This is a genomic window from Xenorhabdus sp. TS4 (assembly GCF_014467265.1).
Lineage (GTDB): Bacteria > Pseudomonadota > Gammaproteobacteria > Enterobacterales > Enterobacteriaceae > Xenorhabdus > Xenorhabdus ehlersii.
The window spans coordinates 35,810-51,811 of the sequence record NZ_NKHQ01000003.1 but is presented as its reverse complement, the minus strand read 5'-3'; the positions used below and the strand labels follow the sequence as shown (position 1 = coordinate 51,811).

The 16,002-nt window shown below is 43.5% G+C and carries 16 protein-coding genes and 1 pseudogene; 12 read left to right on the top strand and 5 right to left on the bottom strand.

Translation table 11 applies throughout. The features are described from left to right. Positions 1-15 precede the first annotated feature (15 nt). A complete protein-coding gene (gene modE / locus Xets_RS02315; protein ID WP_099131161.1) occupies positions 16-804 on the bottom strand; it encodes a molybdenum-dependent transcriptional regulator in 789 nt (262 codons plus the stop codon). A gap of 176 nt (positions 805-980) precedes the next feature. Here modE and Xets_RS02310 point away from each other — a divergent pair, with 176 nt between their 5' ends. The 4 genes from Xets_RS02310 (at position 981) to modC (ending at position 3,874) form a co-directional block, all read left to right on the top strand. After that, positions 981-1,115: an AcrZ family multidrug efflux pump-associated protein gene (locus Xets_RS02310; RefSeq protein WP_074018394.1), complete on the top strand. Its 135-nt coding sequence runs from the start codon at positions 981-983 to the stop codon at positions 1,113-1,115. 220 nt (positions 1,116-1,335) lie between these two features. Next, on the top strand, positions 1,336-2,106 hold the full coding sequence (gene modA, locus Xets_RS02305; protein WP_099131162.1) for a molybdate ABC transporter substrate-binding protein: 771 nt from the start codon (positions 1,336-1,338) through the stop codon (positions 2,104-2,106). A 17-nt stretch (positions 2,107-2,123) separates the two neighbouring features. Next, a complete protein-coding gene (gene modB, locus Xets_RS02300; RefSeq protein ID WP_099131163.1) occupies positions 2,124-2,816 on the top strand; it encodes a molybdate ABC transporter permease subunit in 693 nt (230 codons plus the stop codon). Then, the gene (gene modC, locus Xets_RS02295; protein WP_187651107.1) at positions 2,810-3,874 is read left to right on the top strand and encodes a molybdenum ABC transporter ATP-binding protein ModC; all 1,065 of its coding nucleotides are present in this window, start codon (positions 2,810-2,812) and stop codon (positions 3,872-3,874) included. Before modB ends, modC begins: the two co-directional genes overlap by 7 nt. 62 nt (positions 3,875-3,936) lie before the next feature. Here the strand turns inward: modC and Xets_RS02290 are convergent, their stop codons facing one another. Then, on the bottom strand, positions 3,937-4,752 hold the full coding sequence (locus tag Xets_RS02290; RefSeq protein WP_099131165.1) for a pyridoxal phosphatase: 816 nt from the start codon (positions 4,750-4,752) through the stop codon (positions 3,937-3,939). Between the two features lie 149 nt (positions 4,753-4,901). Between Xets_RS02290 and pgl the strand changes: the two genes are divergently transcribed. Beyond that, entirely contained in the window at positions 4,902-5,888 is a 987-nt protein-coding gene (gene pgl / locus Xets_RS02285; protein WP_187651106.1) for a 6-phosphogluconolactonase, read from the top strand. Between the two features lie 79 nt (positions 5,889-5,967). Here pgl and Xets_RS02280 read toward each other — a convergent pair whose 3' ends face one another. Together Xets_RS02280 and bioA are read right to left on the bottom strand one after the other, a co-directional pair. Next, a complete protein-coding gene (locus tag Xets_RS02280; protein ID WP_187651105.1) occupies positions 5,968-6,549 on the bottom strand; it encodes a hypothetical protein in 582 nt (193 codons plus the stop codon). A 175-nt stretch (positions 6,550-6,724) separates the two neighbouring features. Next, positions 6,725-7,993 carry an adenosylmethionine--8-amino-7-oxononanoate transaminase gene (gene bioA / locus Xets_RS02275; RefSeq protein WP_187651104.1) on the bottom strand — a complete coding sequence of 423 codons (1,269 nt, stop codon included), beginning with the start codon at positions 7,991-7,993 and terminating at the stop codon, positions 6,725-6,727. Positions 7,994-8,088: 95 nt separating this feature from the next. On the opposite strand from bioA, the gene bioB reads away from it, so the two are divergent. From bioB to Xets_RS02240, 7 genes and pseudogenes are all read left to right on the top strand, one after another. Next, complete coding sequence (gene bioB / locus Xets_RS02270; protein ID WP_099131169.1) at positions 8,089-9,129, top strand: biotin synthase BioB; 1,041 nt, start codon at positions 8,089-8,091, stop codon at positions 9,127-9,129. Beyond that, positions 9,129-10,280 carry an 8-amino-7-oxononanoate synthase gene (gene bioF, locus Xets_RS02265; RefSeq protein ID WP_187651138.1) on the top strand — a complete coding sequence of 384 codons (1,152 nt, stop codon included), beginning with the start codon at positions 9,129-9,131 and terminating at the stop codon, positions 10,278-10,280. Before bioB ends, bioF begins: the two co-directional genes overlap by 1 nt. Beyond that, on the top strand, positions 10,264-11,037 hold the full coding sequence (bioC, locus tag Xets_RS02260) for a malonyl-ACP O-methyltransferase BioC (RefSeq protein ID WP_099131171.1): 774 nt from the start codon (positions 10,264-10,266) through the stop codon (positions 11,035-11,037). Before bioF ends, bioC begins: the two co-directional genes overlap by 17 nt. Then, on the top strand, positions 11,027-11,710 hold the full coding sequence (bioD, locus tag Xets_RS02255; protein ID WP_099131172.1) for a dethiobiotin synthase: 684 nt from the start codon (positions 11,027-11,029) through the stop codon (positions 11,708-11,710). Before bioC ends, bioD begins: the two co-directional genes overlap by 11 nt. A 612-nt stretch (positions 11,711-12,322) precedes the next feature. Further along, on the top strand, positions 12,323-14,338 hold the full coding sequence (uvrB, locus tag Xets_RS02250) for an excinuclease ABC subunit UvrB (RefSeq protein ID WP_099131217.1): 2,016 nt from the start codon (positions 12,323-12,325) through the stop codon (positions 14,336-14,338). A 61-nt stretch (positions 14,339-14,399) separates the two neighbouring features. Beyond that, positions 14,400-14,648, top strand: coding sequence for a type II toxin-antitoxin system Phd/YefM family antitoxin (locus tag Xets_RS02245; protein ID WP_099131173.1), 249 nt, complete (start codon positions 14,400-14,402; stop codon positions 14,646-14,648). After that, positions 14,648-14,865: pseudogene (locus Xets_RS02240) on the top strand (type II toxin-antitoxin system RelE/ParE family toxin); the annotation flags it as partial. The gene Xets_RS02245 and the pseudogene Xets_RS02240, both read left to right, overlap by 1 nt. Before the next feature lie 94 nt (positions 14,866-14,959). Here Xets_RS02240 and yvcK read toward each other — a convergent pair. Next, a complete protein-coding gene (yvcK, locus tag Xets_RS02235) occupies positions 14,960-15,868 on the bottom strand; it encodes a uridine diphosphate-N-acetylglucosamine-binding protein YvcK (RefSeq protein ID WP_099131174.1) in 909 nt (302 codons plus the stop codon). Between the last annotated feature and the right edge of the window lie 134 nt (positions 15,869-16,002).

The window sequence follows — 16,002 nt, the reverse complement described above, 5'->3', positions numbered from 1 at the left end:
ATTTTTGCAATCGATTTAACATAGGGTAGCAATAATCACTTTGTCGGCATTGAAAAGTGCGGTGACAGAATCGCGGGGCTGGAGTTGCAAATGGGTTACTTCCTGATTAGATAACGTAACACAAAGGGATTCACCGCCATCAAGTGTCAGAATAATTTCACTGTATTCTGTTCCTGTTTCAATATGGCTCACCTGGCTGGATAGGATATTATCGAATGGGACAGAAGGAGCATGTTTAGTTAAGGTTATCCACGGCGCTTTAATTAACACCAGTACTTCTTTTCCGGTAACTAAATTCAGCCGATTGGCACTTTGTTCCGTGACAGCCGCATAGATTGATGTTTTACCATCTGCCAGCAGAACCCGAACATGTTGTTGAATATTTGCGTGGCTACGTTCAATGATCGTACCAAAAAATTGATTTCGGGCACTGGTTTGTAACGAAAAACGAGATATAGCCGCAAGCAAGCTATCCAGAGGCAGGGAATCCTCTTTTAAAACATCAAACGCTTTTTGTTGAATTTTCTCCAGCAAATCATAAAGCTGCAACAGACGTTCGCCATAATGGGTAAGTTGGGCACCGCCGCCGCCTTTTCCACCCGTGGCACGTTCCACCAGGATTTCATCGGCGAGCTGATTCATTTCATTGATGGCATCCCAGGCACTTTTATAGCTGATCCTAGTCTGTTTTGCGCCTTGGCTGATAGAACCCGTGATTTTAATTTGCTTAAGCAACGCAATTCGTCGGGGATCAGCGAACAGACGTTGTTGCAATTTTAGTGTTAATAATATTTGGGCTTGCATAGTGGTTTATTTAGGGCAACTATTTGAAAGTTTTTACAACAGAACCATAAGAATCGCACGTTTCGTCGGTTACTGTTACTGTTTTATTGTCTAGAATAACCCAATTAACGTCTGTGTTATGTCAGATTCAGATATGACACAGTTAATTTGTTAGTCACTCAGGATATGAGGTTAGCATGTTTGAATTGCTTAAAAGTATGGGATTTGCGCTGATCATGGTCCCCGTGGTGATGGCGGCTATTTTGGCGTTGATTTACGGGCTTGGAGGATTATTCAATCTTATCTCCAAAACAGAAAATACCAGTCGATAGTCTTGAGCTTTACAATTTCTATTACCCGGTTATCCGGGTAATCATCAATTCCTGTCTTCTCTTCATATGCAACTTTTCATATGTAATTGTTGCATTGAGATCAACATAAAAACTAAAACTAACTCACAACTTGCCGATTAATCTAAGAATGGCGTTTTCATTTAACGTTGTATCTTGTTATATACAACGCACCATATTGATTATCTTAGGTGAGTGTAAAATGAAAAATAAAGTTTATCAGTTGCTGGCAGGGGCTGCGGTCACTTTTGCGCTTGTCGGGAATGTCTGGGCCGCAGATAAGGTGACGGTTTTTGCGGCTGCTTCATTAACCAATGCATTGGATGATATTGCGGCACAGTATAAAAAAGAGAAACGGGGCGATATTGTTGCCTCCTATGCTTCATCATCAACACTGGCACGTCAGATAGTGCAGGGAGCACCTGCGGATATTTTCATTTCTGCCGATCAGCAGTGGATGAATTATGCTACTGACAAACAATTAATTGCCGAAAATACTCGTCATACCTTGTTGGGTAACCAGCTTGTCCTGATTGCCCCTAAAGAAAGTAACTTGGATCAAGTTGAGATCAACCGAGAAACAAAATGGAAATCTTTGCTGGCAGGAGGGCGATTAGCGGTTGGCGATCCTGATCATGTACCAGTTGGTATTTATGCTAAAGAATCGCTGCAATATTTGAATGCATGGGATACGGTTAATCCACTGATGGCACGTACTAACAATGTGCGTAGTGGTATGGCCTTGGTAGAACGAGCCGAAGTCCCGCTGGGCATTGTTTATGGCTCTGATGCCGTTGCCAGCAATAAGGTGAAAGTTGTGGGTGTTTTCCCACCTGAAAGCCATAAACGGGTGGAATATCCGATGGCAATAATCAAAGGTCATGAAAGACAGGCGGTTCGCGATTTTTATGATTACCTTAAAACCCCTGAAGCCGCTGCCATTTTTAAACGTTACGGCTTTAGTCCACTGTAGGAACTGATCTTTTGGAGATGTTAAGTGAATATGAGTGGCAGGCAATTTTATTGAGCTTAAAAATCTCAGCGATTGCTGTGCTATTCAGTTTGCCATTTGGGATCTTAATGGCATGGATGCTGGCTCGTTGCCAGTTTGTTGGTAAATCCCTGCTTGACAGCATTATTCATCTACCACTGGTATTACCACCAGTAGTGGTGGGATATCTGTTGCTCATCAGCATGGGGCGGCGCGGGGTCATAGGAGAATTCCTTTATGACTGGTTTGGTGTCAGTTTTGCATTTAATTGGACAGGGGCGGCATTAGCTTCGGCTGTGGTAGCTTTTCCGCTGATGGTCAGGGCCATTCGGTTGTCATTGGAAAGCATTGATCGGCGCCTGGAACAGGCTGCCCGTACTTTGGGGGCAGGTTCGTTTAAAGTCTTTTTCACCATTATTTTGCCATTGTCATTACCTGGCATCATTGTTGGTGCGGTATTGGCGTTCGCCCGTTCATTGGGAGAATTTGGTGCCACCATTACCTTTGTTTCCAATATTCCGGGGGAGACCCGAACCATTCCTCTTGCCATGTATACCTTGATAGAAACGCCAGGCGCTGAAACCGCCGCAGCCCGTTTGTGCGTCATTGCTATTGTCTTGGCACTGATTTCATTAATGCTTTCCGAGTGGTTGACACGTTGGGGCAGAAAACGTTTGGGGGCAGCATGTTAGAGCTGGATTTTGAGCAGCGCTTGGGTGAGCTGCACATGCAGGTGGATACTACTTTACCAACGGAAAGTATCACTGCCATATTTGGTCTTTCGGGGGCAGGAAAAACCTCACTGATCAATGTGATTGCGGGATTGAGCCGTCCACAAAAAGGTCGCATTGTTTTAAACGGCGCTACCTTAGTGGATACAGAGCAAAATATCTTTGTGCCACCAGAGAAGCGCCGAATTGGTTATGTTTTTCAGGATGCGCGCCTTTTCCCGCATTATCGCGTGAAGGGAAACTTACAGTACGGCATGGCACCAGAGATGAAACCCCAGTTTGACAGCATCATTGGCCTGTTGGGAATTGAACATTTACTGTCACGTTTCCCCATCACATTATCTGGTGGAGAAAGACAGAGAGTAGCGATTGGCCGTGCATTATTGACTGCTCCTGAAATCCTGCTTATGGATGAACCGCTGGCATCATTAGATTTACCGCGTAAACGCGAGTTATTACCTTATCTTGAAAAGCTGTCCGAAGACGTCAAAATCCCGATCCTTTATGTCAGTCACAGTTTGGATGAAATTTTACGTTTGGCAGAGAATGTTATTGTCATGGACAACGGAAAAATCAGGGCAACAGGAACCTTGGAAGAAGTCTGGTCGAGCAGTGCACTGCGTCCGTGGCTGCAAAAAGAGAGTCTAGGTAGCATACTGAAAGTTTCTGTGATGGAACATCATCAACGTTATCAAATGACCGCAGTTGCGGTGGCTGACAAACTTCTTTGGTTGCCACAAGTTAATGTTTCTCCAGGAACTGATCTGCGTATCCGTATTGATGCATCCGATGTTTCGTTGGTCTTGGAGCCACCAAAAGCCAGTAGCATCCGTAACACCTTGCAAGTCAAAGTCATTGAGTTTTTCGAAGATAATGGTCAGGTTGATATCAAATTAGCACTGAGTGAACATTGCCTATGGGCAAGAATTACGCCGTGGGCGCGGGAAGAGCTTAATCTGCGGGCAGGGCAATGGTTGTATGCACAGATAAAAAGTGTTTCGTTGAATCGTCACTTATAAATATATAGGACGTTATATATAGGGAGCAGAGCAGTGGACTGATTTGCTCCCGTTGGATTGAATTACAGTACGTATTTTCTCAGAACTTCAGCAATGCCGGGTTGGGTATTGTCCCGTGTGACAATATCTGCGCGTTCTTTGACGGCATCAACGCCATTACCCATCGCGACGCCCAACCCAACGTTCTCCAGCATACTGAGATCGTTATAATTATCACCAAAAGCAATCACATCTTTCATACTCATGCCTTGCGATTCCACCCATTGTTGTAACCGCATGCCTTTGCTATTGCCTTTCTTGGCGATATCAACCTGATCAAACCATGACCATTCACACTCAAGGCCAACATTTTCCTCAATTTGGTCACTAATCTCGCGCAGTTTCACTAAATTGGATGAGCTGGTGGCAAACTTCCAAATCGAATTCACATTATGGATTGCATCTTGAAAATTATCTGTTTGGTGGACATTAGGGCGCTGGTGTTCAGGCAAGGAATCCGACCATGCAAGGGTTCGGACTACAGTGTGAGGAAATTGATATAAAATGGCATCATCAACATACATCAGATGCTGAACTTCCGTGCCTTGCAGATAGGAAAGTGCTTGCGAAGCTTCTTGAGCGGAGAGTGGATTAGAGGCCAATACTTTCTTTGCATGATAATCATATGAATAAGCCCCATTGCAGCAGATGGCAGGCGTATCGAGTTGCAATGCTTGATAGAAAGGATGGATGGCGACATGATGGCGTCCGGTTACAATCAAAACTTTGATACCTGATTGGCTGGCTTCATTTAGGGCTGCCAGTGATTCTGGCAGAATACGTTTTTGTGGATCGAGCAGAGTTCCATCTAGATCCAGTGCGATAACGCGATACGACATGGGTTGGCCTCTAAGTTGTCTATGATATCAACAAAATATTATACGTTAGTTGAATATAGTTAAACCGTCATATAGGCAGTTTAGTAGTTAAGATTTTTCCAGAATCTTTACAGATCAATGAAATGGCAATGAAGCATTAAGGAGAGAACATGAAACAGGTGGTTTATACAGCCAGCCCAAATAGCCGACAAATTCACGTATGGTCGCTTAATGTGACAGGGGAACTTTCGCTTCTCCAGACCGTAAATGTGCCAGGTGAAGTACAGCCAATGGTTGTCAATCCTGATGGCAAGCACTTATATGTGGGAATTCGTCCTCAATTTAGTATCGTAACTTATGCAATTGGGGTAGATGGATGTCTTGAACAGCAAGCCATTGCACCATTGCCGGGTAGCCCAACTCATATATCCACTGACAGAACAGGGCGTTTTTTATTTTCTGTTTCTTACAGCTTCAATAACTTAAGCGTCCATCCTATTGATGAACATGGGATCGTTAAAGCACCAGGCCAAATTGTAGAAGGTTTGCAAGCGCCACACTCTGCTAATATTGATCGGGAAAATCGTCAATTGTTGGTTCCTTGTCTGAAAGAAGATCATATTCGTATTTTTAATTTGGATGAGCAGGGTTATCTGACAGAAAGCCGGACAGATGAAATTACGGCCGCAGCAGGTGCAGGCCCCCGTCATATGGCATTCCATCCGGAAAAACAGGCCACCTATTGCATTAATGAATTGGATTCAACTGTTGATGTTCTGCGTCAATGGGAAAAATATCGTATTGTGCAATCAATTGATTCGTTACCAACAGATTTTTCCAACGTTCGTTGGTCGGCTGATATTCACATTACACCGGATGGTCGGCACCTTTATACCAGTGAGCGTTCAGAGAGCCTGATCAGCCATTTCCGCGTTTCAGAAGATGGTTATCACCTGACATTAGTCGGGCATTATCCGACAGAGACTCAGCCTCGTGGTTTTGCCATTGATCACAGTGGTCGTTTCCTGATTGCATCGGGGCAGAAATCGGACCATATTTCAGTATCGCGTATTGACAAATATTCGGGGGAATTAACGCAACTGGCGCGCTATCCGGTTGGCAAAGGCCCGATGTGGGTGACGGTATTGTCACTATAAACTTAGGATTCCAGTCACATAGCAACCTATGTGACTGGAGAATACGCCTTTGCCACTTAAGATAAAAAATTAATAAAATTTATTGATGTTGGATCAAATTAAAAGTTCCGATACCAGATAAAACAATAGGATATGTGATTAATATGTGATTCTGTTGTACAGAATATAAATCTCCCAAATAAACATTTCCTTTTAAAAGACGTAATATAATATTTCTTGGATAAATATAAAGTTGAATATTTAATGGAGTGTTGATAATGGAATAAGGATATTTTACGACGCCGCCAAGATGAATATTATTAAAATTCAATAGTGGTGTATTATATCCTCCCTGAATATAGCCATTGAAATTGGTTTTTTTACCTATATTTGGTTGATGTCCAATGATGGCAGGGTAAGAAGATACCTGTATAAAGGGATAACTGCCATATTGATGATATGTGTTAATGTTAAAATGCCCACTGATAAATTCTGTTTGTTGCAGGGCAGAGCTGGTTAATGAATCTGGTTTGACAGTTTCTGCAAACAGATGGGCTAATTCAGGCTTTTCTTTTGCCAGATTTTCATAATGTAAAATTTCTTGTTCATACCTGTTTTTAGATAGTTCAAATACATCTTGCATTTCTTCATTAGAAGGTGTGATTAAATTTTCTGTATTCATGATATTTTCCTCTTTATTTAAATAAGTGTGGTGACGTCATGAATATACCAAATAATTTATTTTTAGGTGATGTAATAGCCTCTGTTTTGGTAATTAATATTTGTCAGTGATTGACGTTTGGAAATGAATTTTATTCCAGTCATATAATGAGATATATGACTGGATATATTCTTATTTAATTTATTGCATCAGTAATTGCCTTTATCAGTCTTGCTAGCTGTTCTGTTTGAATAATATAAGGTGGCATCAGGTAAATTAACCGACCAAATGGCCTGATCCATACACCATGTTGAACAAAATGGCGTTGCAATGAAGCGACATTTACGGGCTGTTTCATTTCAACCACACCTATCGCGCCCAACACCCGAACATCTTTGACTAAACTGTGTGATTTGAGGGGAAATAGTTCTGCTTTTAATTGAGTTTCAATTGATTGAATACGCTGTTGCCACGGGCTATCAGCGAGCAATTTCAGATTGGCACTGGCGACGGCACAAGCCAGAGGATTTCCCATAAAAGTTGGGCCATGCATAAAACAGCCCGCTTCACCTTGGCTGATAGTTTCAGCAACGTGGCGGGTAGTCAGTGTTGCGGACAATGTCATATATCCCCCCGTCAATGCCTTGCCTAAGCACAATATATCGGGTTCGATCTGTGCATGTTCACAGGCGAATAGCTTGCCAGTCCGTCCAAATCCGGTCGCTATCTCATCTGCAATTAACAATATCTGATATTCATTACAAAGCTGACGAACCTGGCGTAGATATTCAGGATGATAAATCCGCATCCCGCCAGCACCCTGAACAATAGGCTCTAAAATCACAGCGGCTATTTCATCATGATATTGCAGCAATAATCGTTTTAAAGAATCGATATCCTCTGCTTGCCATTCATCATCAAACTGGCATTGCGGAGCATCGGCAAACAGATGATTGGGGAGATGGCCTTTGTACAGATTATGCATGGAGTTGTCTGGATCGCAGACAGACATGGCTCCAAAAGTATCACCATGATAACCATGACGCAGGGTCAGGAAACGATGGCGTTTTTTCCTTTTGGCTTGCCAATATTGCAATGCCATTTTCAGGGCGACTTCTACAGCGACAGAGCCTGAATCCGCCAAAAAAACACACTCCAAAGAATCAGGTGTCATTGCCACCAATTGTTTGCACAGTGCAATCGCGGGAGGGTGAGTTATGCCACCGAACATAACATGGGACATCTTATCGATTTGTGATTTTGCTGCCTCATTGAGGGCAGGATGATTATAACCGTGGATAGCCGCCCACCATGAAGACATACCATCAATCAATGTACGCCCGTCTGATAAAACCAGCTCTACACCTGTGGCTGATACGACAGGATAAGTGGGAAGTGGATCCGTCATTGAGGTATACGGATGCCAAATATGGCGCTGGTCAAATTCAAGATCTGAAGGAGTCATAATAACTTTGATGTAAACCTTTTTTGGTTCATTTTGGTTGACATGATAACGGGGTTATTTAAACTGACAACATTTTTTACATCGGAGATGTTATTGTGAGCGAGCGTCAACAATGGACAATTAGACAAACACAGGCGTTGTTTGATAAACCTTTTTTTGAATTATTATTTCAGGCACAACAGGTACATCGCGAACATTTTGACCCACAACAAGTACAGGTCAGTACACTGCTTTCGATAAAGACGGGGGCTTGTCCAGAAGACTGTAAATATTGTCCACAAAGTTCCCGTTACAAAACTGGCTTAGAAAAAGAGCGGTTGATGGAAGTGGAAAAAGTTATTGAATCAGCGTACAAAGCGAAAAATGCGGGCTCAACCCGTTTCTGCATGGGGGCGGCCTGGAAAAACCCGCATGAACGTGACATGCCGTATTTGGAAAAAATGGTCAGGGAAGTCAAGGCATTGGGAATGGAAACCTGTATGACGTTGGGAATGCTGAACCAATCTCAGGCACAGCGTTTGGCGGAGGCAGGTCTGGACTATTACAACCATAACCTGGACACCTCGCCAGAATTTTACGGCAATATCATCACCACTCGCAGTTATCAGGACAGACTGGACACTTTAGGTAATATCCGAAATGCAGGTATTAAAGTCTGCTCCGGCGGTATCGTTGGTTTGGGTGAGCAAATTCGCGATCGGGCAGCATTATTGGTGCAATTGGCAAACCTACCTAAGCCGCCGGAAAGTGTACCAATTAATATGCTGGTAAAAGTCAAAGGAACACCACTGGAAGACAATGAAGATGTCGATCCTTTTGATTTTATTCGTACCATTGCTGTGGCACGGATCATGATGCCAAAATCTCACGTCCGCTTATCCGCAGGACGTGAACAGATGAATGAACAAACCCAGGCACTGTGCTTTATGGCAGGGGCTAACTCTATTTTCTACGGTTGTAAATTGTTGACCACACCAAACCCGGATGAAGATAAAGATTTGCAACTGTTCCGCCGTTTGGGTATCAATCCTCAACAGACAAAGACGGCATTTGGTGACAATCAACAACAGCAAAATTTGACAGAAGCCATCATTCATGATGCTGATAACGAACAATTCTATAATGCGGCAATATGATGAGTTGGTCAGACTTTCTCTCCCGACGTTTGGCCAAACGTCAGGGCACCCCGCTATGGCGTAACAGGCAAGTCCATTACGGATCTGATGGACGTTTATTGTCCACTTCGGACGGCCAATATCTTAATTTTTCCAGTAACGATTATCTTGGGCTGAGCCAACATCCCCAGATTATTGCTGCCTGGCAGCAAGGCGCCCAGCAATATGGTGTAGGCAGTGGCGGTTCAGGGCATGTTACGGGCTACACTGCGGCACATCATACTCTGGAGCAACAATTGGCTGAATGGTTGGGATACCCTTGCGCTTTACTTTTCATTTCCGGTTATGCCGCTAATCAGGGGGTGATTACGGCCTTGATGGAAAGGGAAGATCGCATTATTGCTGATCGCCTGAGCCATGCGTCGTTGCTCGAAGCAGCAATGCACTCTCCTGCACAACTTCGGCGTTTTTTGCACAATGATATGGGATCTTTGCAGCAACATTTGACAAAAGCGTGTCTCGGTAAAACGCTGGTGGTCACGGAAGGGGTTTTTAGCATGGATGGAGATTATGCACCACTTAACGTTATTGCACAGCAAGCGAAATCGACGGCAAGTTGGTTGATGGTGGATGATGCTCACGGTATCGGCATTCACGGTGATGAAGGGCGCGGCAGTTGCTGGATGCAAAATGTTAAACCGGAGATTCTGATTGTCACTTTTGGCAAGGCATTTGGATTGAGTGGAGCTGCAATTTTATGCGATGAACAAACCGCAGAATACCTGCTCCAATATGCCAGGCATCTGATTTACAGCACCTCAATGCCACCTGCGCAGGCAGTGGCCCTGTCCGAAGCAGTACGACAAATCAGGGCTGGGGATGAATTGCGTCAGCGGTTGCAAAGCAACATCCGTTATTTTTGTCGCGAAGCACAGCATCTGCCTTTTGTATTGATGAATTCAGAAACGGCCATTCAGCCGTTGATCGTTGGTGACAATGAGCGTTGTACCGCACTGTCTTATGTACTTAAGCAACAAAAAGTGTGGGTTAAAGCGATACTTCCACCCACTGTTCCCACTGACAGTGCGCGATTGCGTATTACATTGACAGCAAACCATACCCGACACGACATTGATGCATTACTGGAGGCGTTGCATGGCTCTGGTTGTTAAAGCCGTTGACAAGGAAGCGATCGCCGGTGCTTTTGGACGTGCGGCTGCCAAATATGACACTGTGGCTAAGTTGCAACAGCAAACCGGTGAGTATTTGATGGGATTGGCACAAGCGGAAGATATCGGTATGCGGGTATTGGATGCAGGGTGCGGAACCGGTTTTTTCAGTGCTCGTTGGAAACAGCAGGGTAAACAAGTTATCGCACTGGATCTGGCTTCCGGTATGTTGGGCCAGGCAAAAGGGCAGCACGTTGCTGATTATTATTTGCAAGGAGATATTGAACATTTGGGGTTAGCGGATAACAGCGTCGACATCTGTTTCAGCAACCTGGTGGTACAATGGTGCAATGATTTGTCATGTGCGTTGCGCGAATTTTATCGTGTTACCCGTCCCGGTGGGCTGATTGTATTTTCCACGCTTGCACAGGGTTCACTGAATGAATTAGCAACTGCGTGGGCGCGAGTGGATGATTATCGGCATATTAATCAATTTCTGCCATTGCAAATAATTATCCAGGCATGTCAACCCTATCGACATAAAGTTATTGATCGGAAATATTACCAGCGCTATCCACAACTGTTGCCCTTACTGAATTCTCTAAAAGGGATTGGTGCAACACACCTTCATCATGGTCGTCAGCAGGGATTGATGACGAGAAAACGTCTAAATACCCTTGCAGAAGCATACCCGCGAAACAATGGGGATTACCCATTAAGCTATCAAATTGTTTTTGGAGTCATTTATTGTGACAAGTAAATATTTTCTTACAGGAACTGATACTGAAGTAGGTAAAACAGTGGTGAGTTGTGCTCTGCTGCAAGCTGCTAATAAGAAGGGATATTTGACTGCCGGTTATAAACCTGTGGCATCAGGAAGTAAAATGACATCAGAAGGAATTCGTAATAGTGATGCACTGGCCTTACAGCGTAATAGCACGGTGTCACTAACTTATCAGGAAGTGAATCCTCTGGTATTTATGGAACCGACATCGCCACACATTGTAAGTGCGGAACTTAATCAACCAATAGATTTTTCCGTTTTATCGGAAGGTTTGGCTGTACTGGTAAAAAAATCTGACTGGGTTTTGGTTGAGGGCGCAGGAGGATGGTATACGCCATTATCGGAAAATACGACTTTTGCCGATTGGGTGATCCAGGAGAATTTACCGGTAATTTTGACAGTTGGTGTCAAATTGGGCTGTATCAACCATGCTGTATTAACCGCAAAGGCAATTCAGTATGCTGGACTAAAGTTAGCAGGCTGGGTTGCCAATGAAATTGAACCAGCCGGCAAGCATCAGGTTGCCTATCTGGAGACACTGGAGCGCATGATCCCCGCACCTTTACTAGGCGTTATTCCTCATCTGAGTGGATCATATGATAAAAATAACCTAGGAAAATATATTACTATTGATTCTTTGGTTAACTAATTGTTTACTTTGGGTTAGTTAAAATTGATGTTTAGAGCTGTTCTTTAATCGATGTTCTTACGTAGAAGATGTTTTATTTCAACAACGATTGAGCCAATTTTGATCAACAAATAGCGTGAGTCAATCCCAAAGCAGCATAAAAATATTCCACTATTGAAAAAATTTATAAGTGGGGATAACTCCGCAACTACCCATGCTTAATAGGTTTTGCTGAGTTATCCACTATTCCTGTGGATAACCTTGTGTATTAGTTTTAGAAAAGTATCCTCGTGCAAGGCAATACGCGGCTTGCGCCAGATTTGTTGTTATTCTCTACTTGGATTTTTTTATAATCAAAATCAATACGTTAAATAAAATCAAATCCTTTTTGTATCTCTTTGCTATTCAGTGCTTTATCATTTCAGTCATTAATACAAAAATAGAAAAAAGTAAGATCATTATCTGGGGATAAAAATAGCCACCTTTAATGTTAATGAAAGGTTAAAATTATAAGATTAATAACATCCGAGCAATAACATTATTTTGCCAACTTACTTGAAGCTGGTTTTTTATCCAGTATGATAAAAAGAATTTTGTCGATGTATGGATGGCGTGGGGAAAATGAGCAAAGAAATAAATAAGGTATTTAAGTTACATTCTGATTTTAAGCCGGCAGGCGATCAGCCATCGGCCATCAGGCAGTTACAGGAAGGACTGGAAGATGGACTGGCCCATCAAACCCTTCTGGGAGTTACGGGATCGGGTAAAACTTTCACGATTGCCAATGTTATCGCAAACTTAAATCGACCCACTATGATCCTTGCCCCCAATAAAACACTGGCGGCACAGCTCTATAGTGAAATGAAAGCGTTTTTCCCTGAGAATGCAGTGGAGTATTTTGTTTCCTATTACGATTATTACCAACCAGAAGCCTATGTACCCAGTTCCGATACCTTTATTGAAAAAGATGCGTCAGTGAATGAACATATTGAACAGATGCGGCTGTCCGCAACGAAAGCCTTGCTGGAACGTCGTGATGTCGTCGTCGTGGCTTCTGTCTCTGCGATTTACGGTTTAGGTGATCCTGATAGTTATTTGAAAATGATGCTTCATTTAACTGAGGGCATGTTAATTGACCAGCGTGCCATCTTGCGTCGTTTAGCGGAACTGCAATATACCCGTAATGATCAGGCATTCCAGCGCGGAACATTTCGGGTACGTGGTGAAGTCATCGATATTTTCCCCGCAGAATCGGATGAACGTGCTTTGCGCGTAGAATTGTTTGATGATGAAGTCGAACGCCTGTCCCAGTTTGATCCGCTGACGGGACAGGTCGAGTACCATGTGCCGCGTTATACCATCTATCCCAAGACCCATTATGTTACACCGCGTGAACGTATCCTTCAGGCGATGGAGGAGATCAAGATTGAGCTGGAACAACGGCGCAAGATTTTGTTAGCGTCAGACAAGCTATTGGAAGAACAGCGTGTCACCCAGCGAACACAATTCGATCTCGAAATGATGAATGAATTGGGCTACTGCTCTGGTATTGAAAACTACTCCCGTTATCTGTCTGGACGTTCTGCTGGTGATCCCCCCCCAACGCTGTTTGATTACCTGCCGGCAGATGGTTTGCTGGTGGTGGATGAATCCCACGTCACTATTCCACAGATTGGTGGAATGTACCGAGGGGATCGCTCACGCAAGGAAACATTGGTGGAATATGGCTTCCGTTTGCCGTCAGCGCTGGATAACCGCCCGTTGCGGTTTGAGGAATTTGAGGCCCTGGCTCCGCAGAGCATTTATGTTTCAGCCACGCCCGGCAATTATGAATTAGAAAAATCTGGCCACGAAGTTGTTGAGCAAGTTGTGCGTCCAACGGGGTTAATTGACCCTGAAGTTGAAGTTCGACCGGTGGCAACTCAGGTCGATGATCTGCTGTCTGAAATTCGTATCCGTGCGGTAAACAATGAGCGAGTGTTGGTCACAACCTTAACCAAACGCATGGCGGAAGACTTGACTGAGTATTTGGAAGAGCATGGCGAGCGAGTGCGTTATCTCCATTCTGACATTGATACCGTAGAGCGAGTGGAAATTATCCGTGATCTTCGTCTTGGTGAATTTGATGTTTTGGTTGGTATCAATTTATTGCGTGAAGGCCTGGATATGCCGGAAGTTTCCCTCGTGGCAATTTTGGACGCAGATAAAGAAGGTTTCCTTCGTTCAGAACGCTCCTTGATCCAGACCATTGGTCGTGCAGCACGTAACCTGCATGGTAAGGCCATTTTATATGGTGACAAAATTACGAATTCGATGGCAAGGGCTATTGAAGAAACAGAACGCCGTCGCGCCAAACAGCAGGCATTTAACCAAGAGCACGGCATCGTTCCGCAAGGTTTGAAGAAAAAAATTGGTGATATCCTGAAAATTGGTCAGCCGATTAATGGCAAAGGGAAGGCCAAAGGAAAAAGTAAAGTTACCTTGGATACAGATGATTACCGCAACCTGTCGGCGAAAGAGCTGGAGAGAAAAATCCGTGTGCTGGAAGAGAAAATGTACCAACATGCACGGGATCTCGAATTTGAACAAGCAGCCAATATTCGTGACCAGGTTCAGGCATTGCGGGCGCAATTTATTACCAATTCCTGAAAATGTATATCCGTGTCTATGTGATTCATCGTGACTTGTTAACTGGTCTTTTGGAGGGATTATGGCTGCTATTATTTTGAGTGACATGAGGGCCAGTGTTAGTGAGTTAAAACGTAACCCCATGGCGATTGTCAGTGCTGGAGGGGGCTCTCCAGTTGCTATATTGAATAGAAATCAACCTGCATTTTATTGTGTTCCTGCGGAACTGTATGAAAAAATGTTGGATGCTTTGGATGATCGGGAATTAGTCAAGATAGTGCAGGAGCGTGAAAATCAGCCTCTAATTGATGTGGATTTGGATCAGTATTGATGATTTATACGGTCAAATTTAGGGAAGATGCTGCAAAAGAGTGGGCTAGACTGGATAGCACTATATTCCGCGACAATTTGTTAAGAAACTAAAGAAGTTATGTGAAAATCCACATATTCCTTCTCTTAAACTCAGTGGAATGCCCAATTGTTATAAAGTAAAATTACGTGCTTCTGGTTTTAGGCTTGTTTATCAGGTCATTGATGATAAATTAATTACTATTTAACATGATTAATGATGGATAACAGTATTTATCATAAATAAAGACAAACCCCATTATTTTAAATAGAGTTTGTCAGTGGATTGAAATGCTAACCCAATTTTTGCAGAGTATGCTCAATTGCCTGGCGCAATAATTCACGATCGTGACGGTAAGGGATATCCTGCGCTTCCAAAACCTGTTGTGTCACAATGCGGTCACTGAAAGGGCTGATATCGGTACGCGGGCCGACAATCAGCGCATTAATCATCTTGCGACCAATCTTATTCTCCATGATGGTAAGTTTATCTTTTAATGATAGATTGGCAGCAGCGTGACTAAGTTCTTTCCCTAAGTTACCGATATAAATCATGTTTGCATTACTGCGTCGTAAGGATTGTGTTAAATCCTCCAATAGCAACAACGGCATTAGGCTGGTGAAAAAGCTGCCTGGGCCGATCAAAATCAAATCTGCTTGCTCAATAGCATCCAGTGCTTCTTTAGTGGCATTGACGTGAGGGTAAAGCAATAGTTCTTGTGGTACACAATTAAGTTGATCGATATTCACTTCACCATACACAGTATTGCCTTGCTCATCGACAGCCATTAAATCAACCGGTTGTTCTGACATAGGAATCAACTGTGCATTGACTTTCAGTAAATTGCGGAGCAGGTTAATTGCCTCAAGAGGACGGACACTTAAATGATCAAGGGCTTTCAACATTAAGTTGCCTAAATTATGTCCAGATAATTCGCCATTGCCACTGAACCGATATTCAAACATGGCAGAAGCAATGGTCGGTTCCGTGATTAACTGATTCAGACAATTGCGCATATCTCCCCATGCAATCCCGCCTTCCGAGCGCCGTATTCTACCAGTTGAACCCCCATTATCCGTTGTCGTTACAATTCCTGTCAGGCGTGCTCCGAGAGAAGAAAGGGAAGACATAACGCGTCCGAGTCCATGACCGCCGCCGAGGGCGACAACGCGATCCAAATCAGCTAATGTGCGATTTCGCATAGGATTCCTGTTATTGGCTAAACATAGGGGCTTTAATAAATCTCGTGTAATTTATCACAAAATATGATGCTTCCAGAAATTGATGCGATGCTATGCGATCATTGCGAATAGATAGCCTGGAAACACTGTAGGGC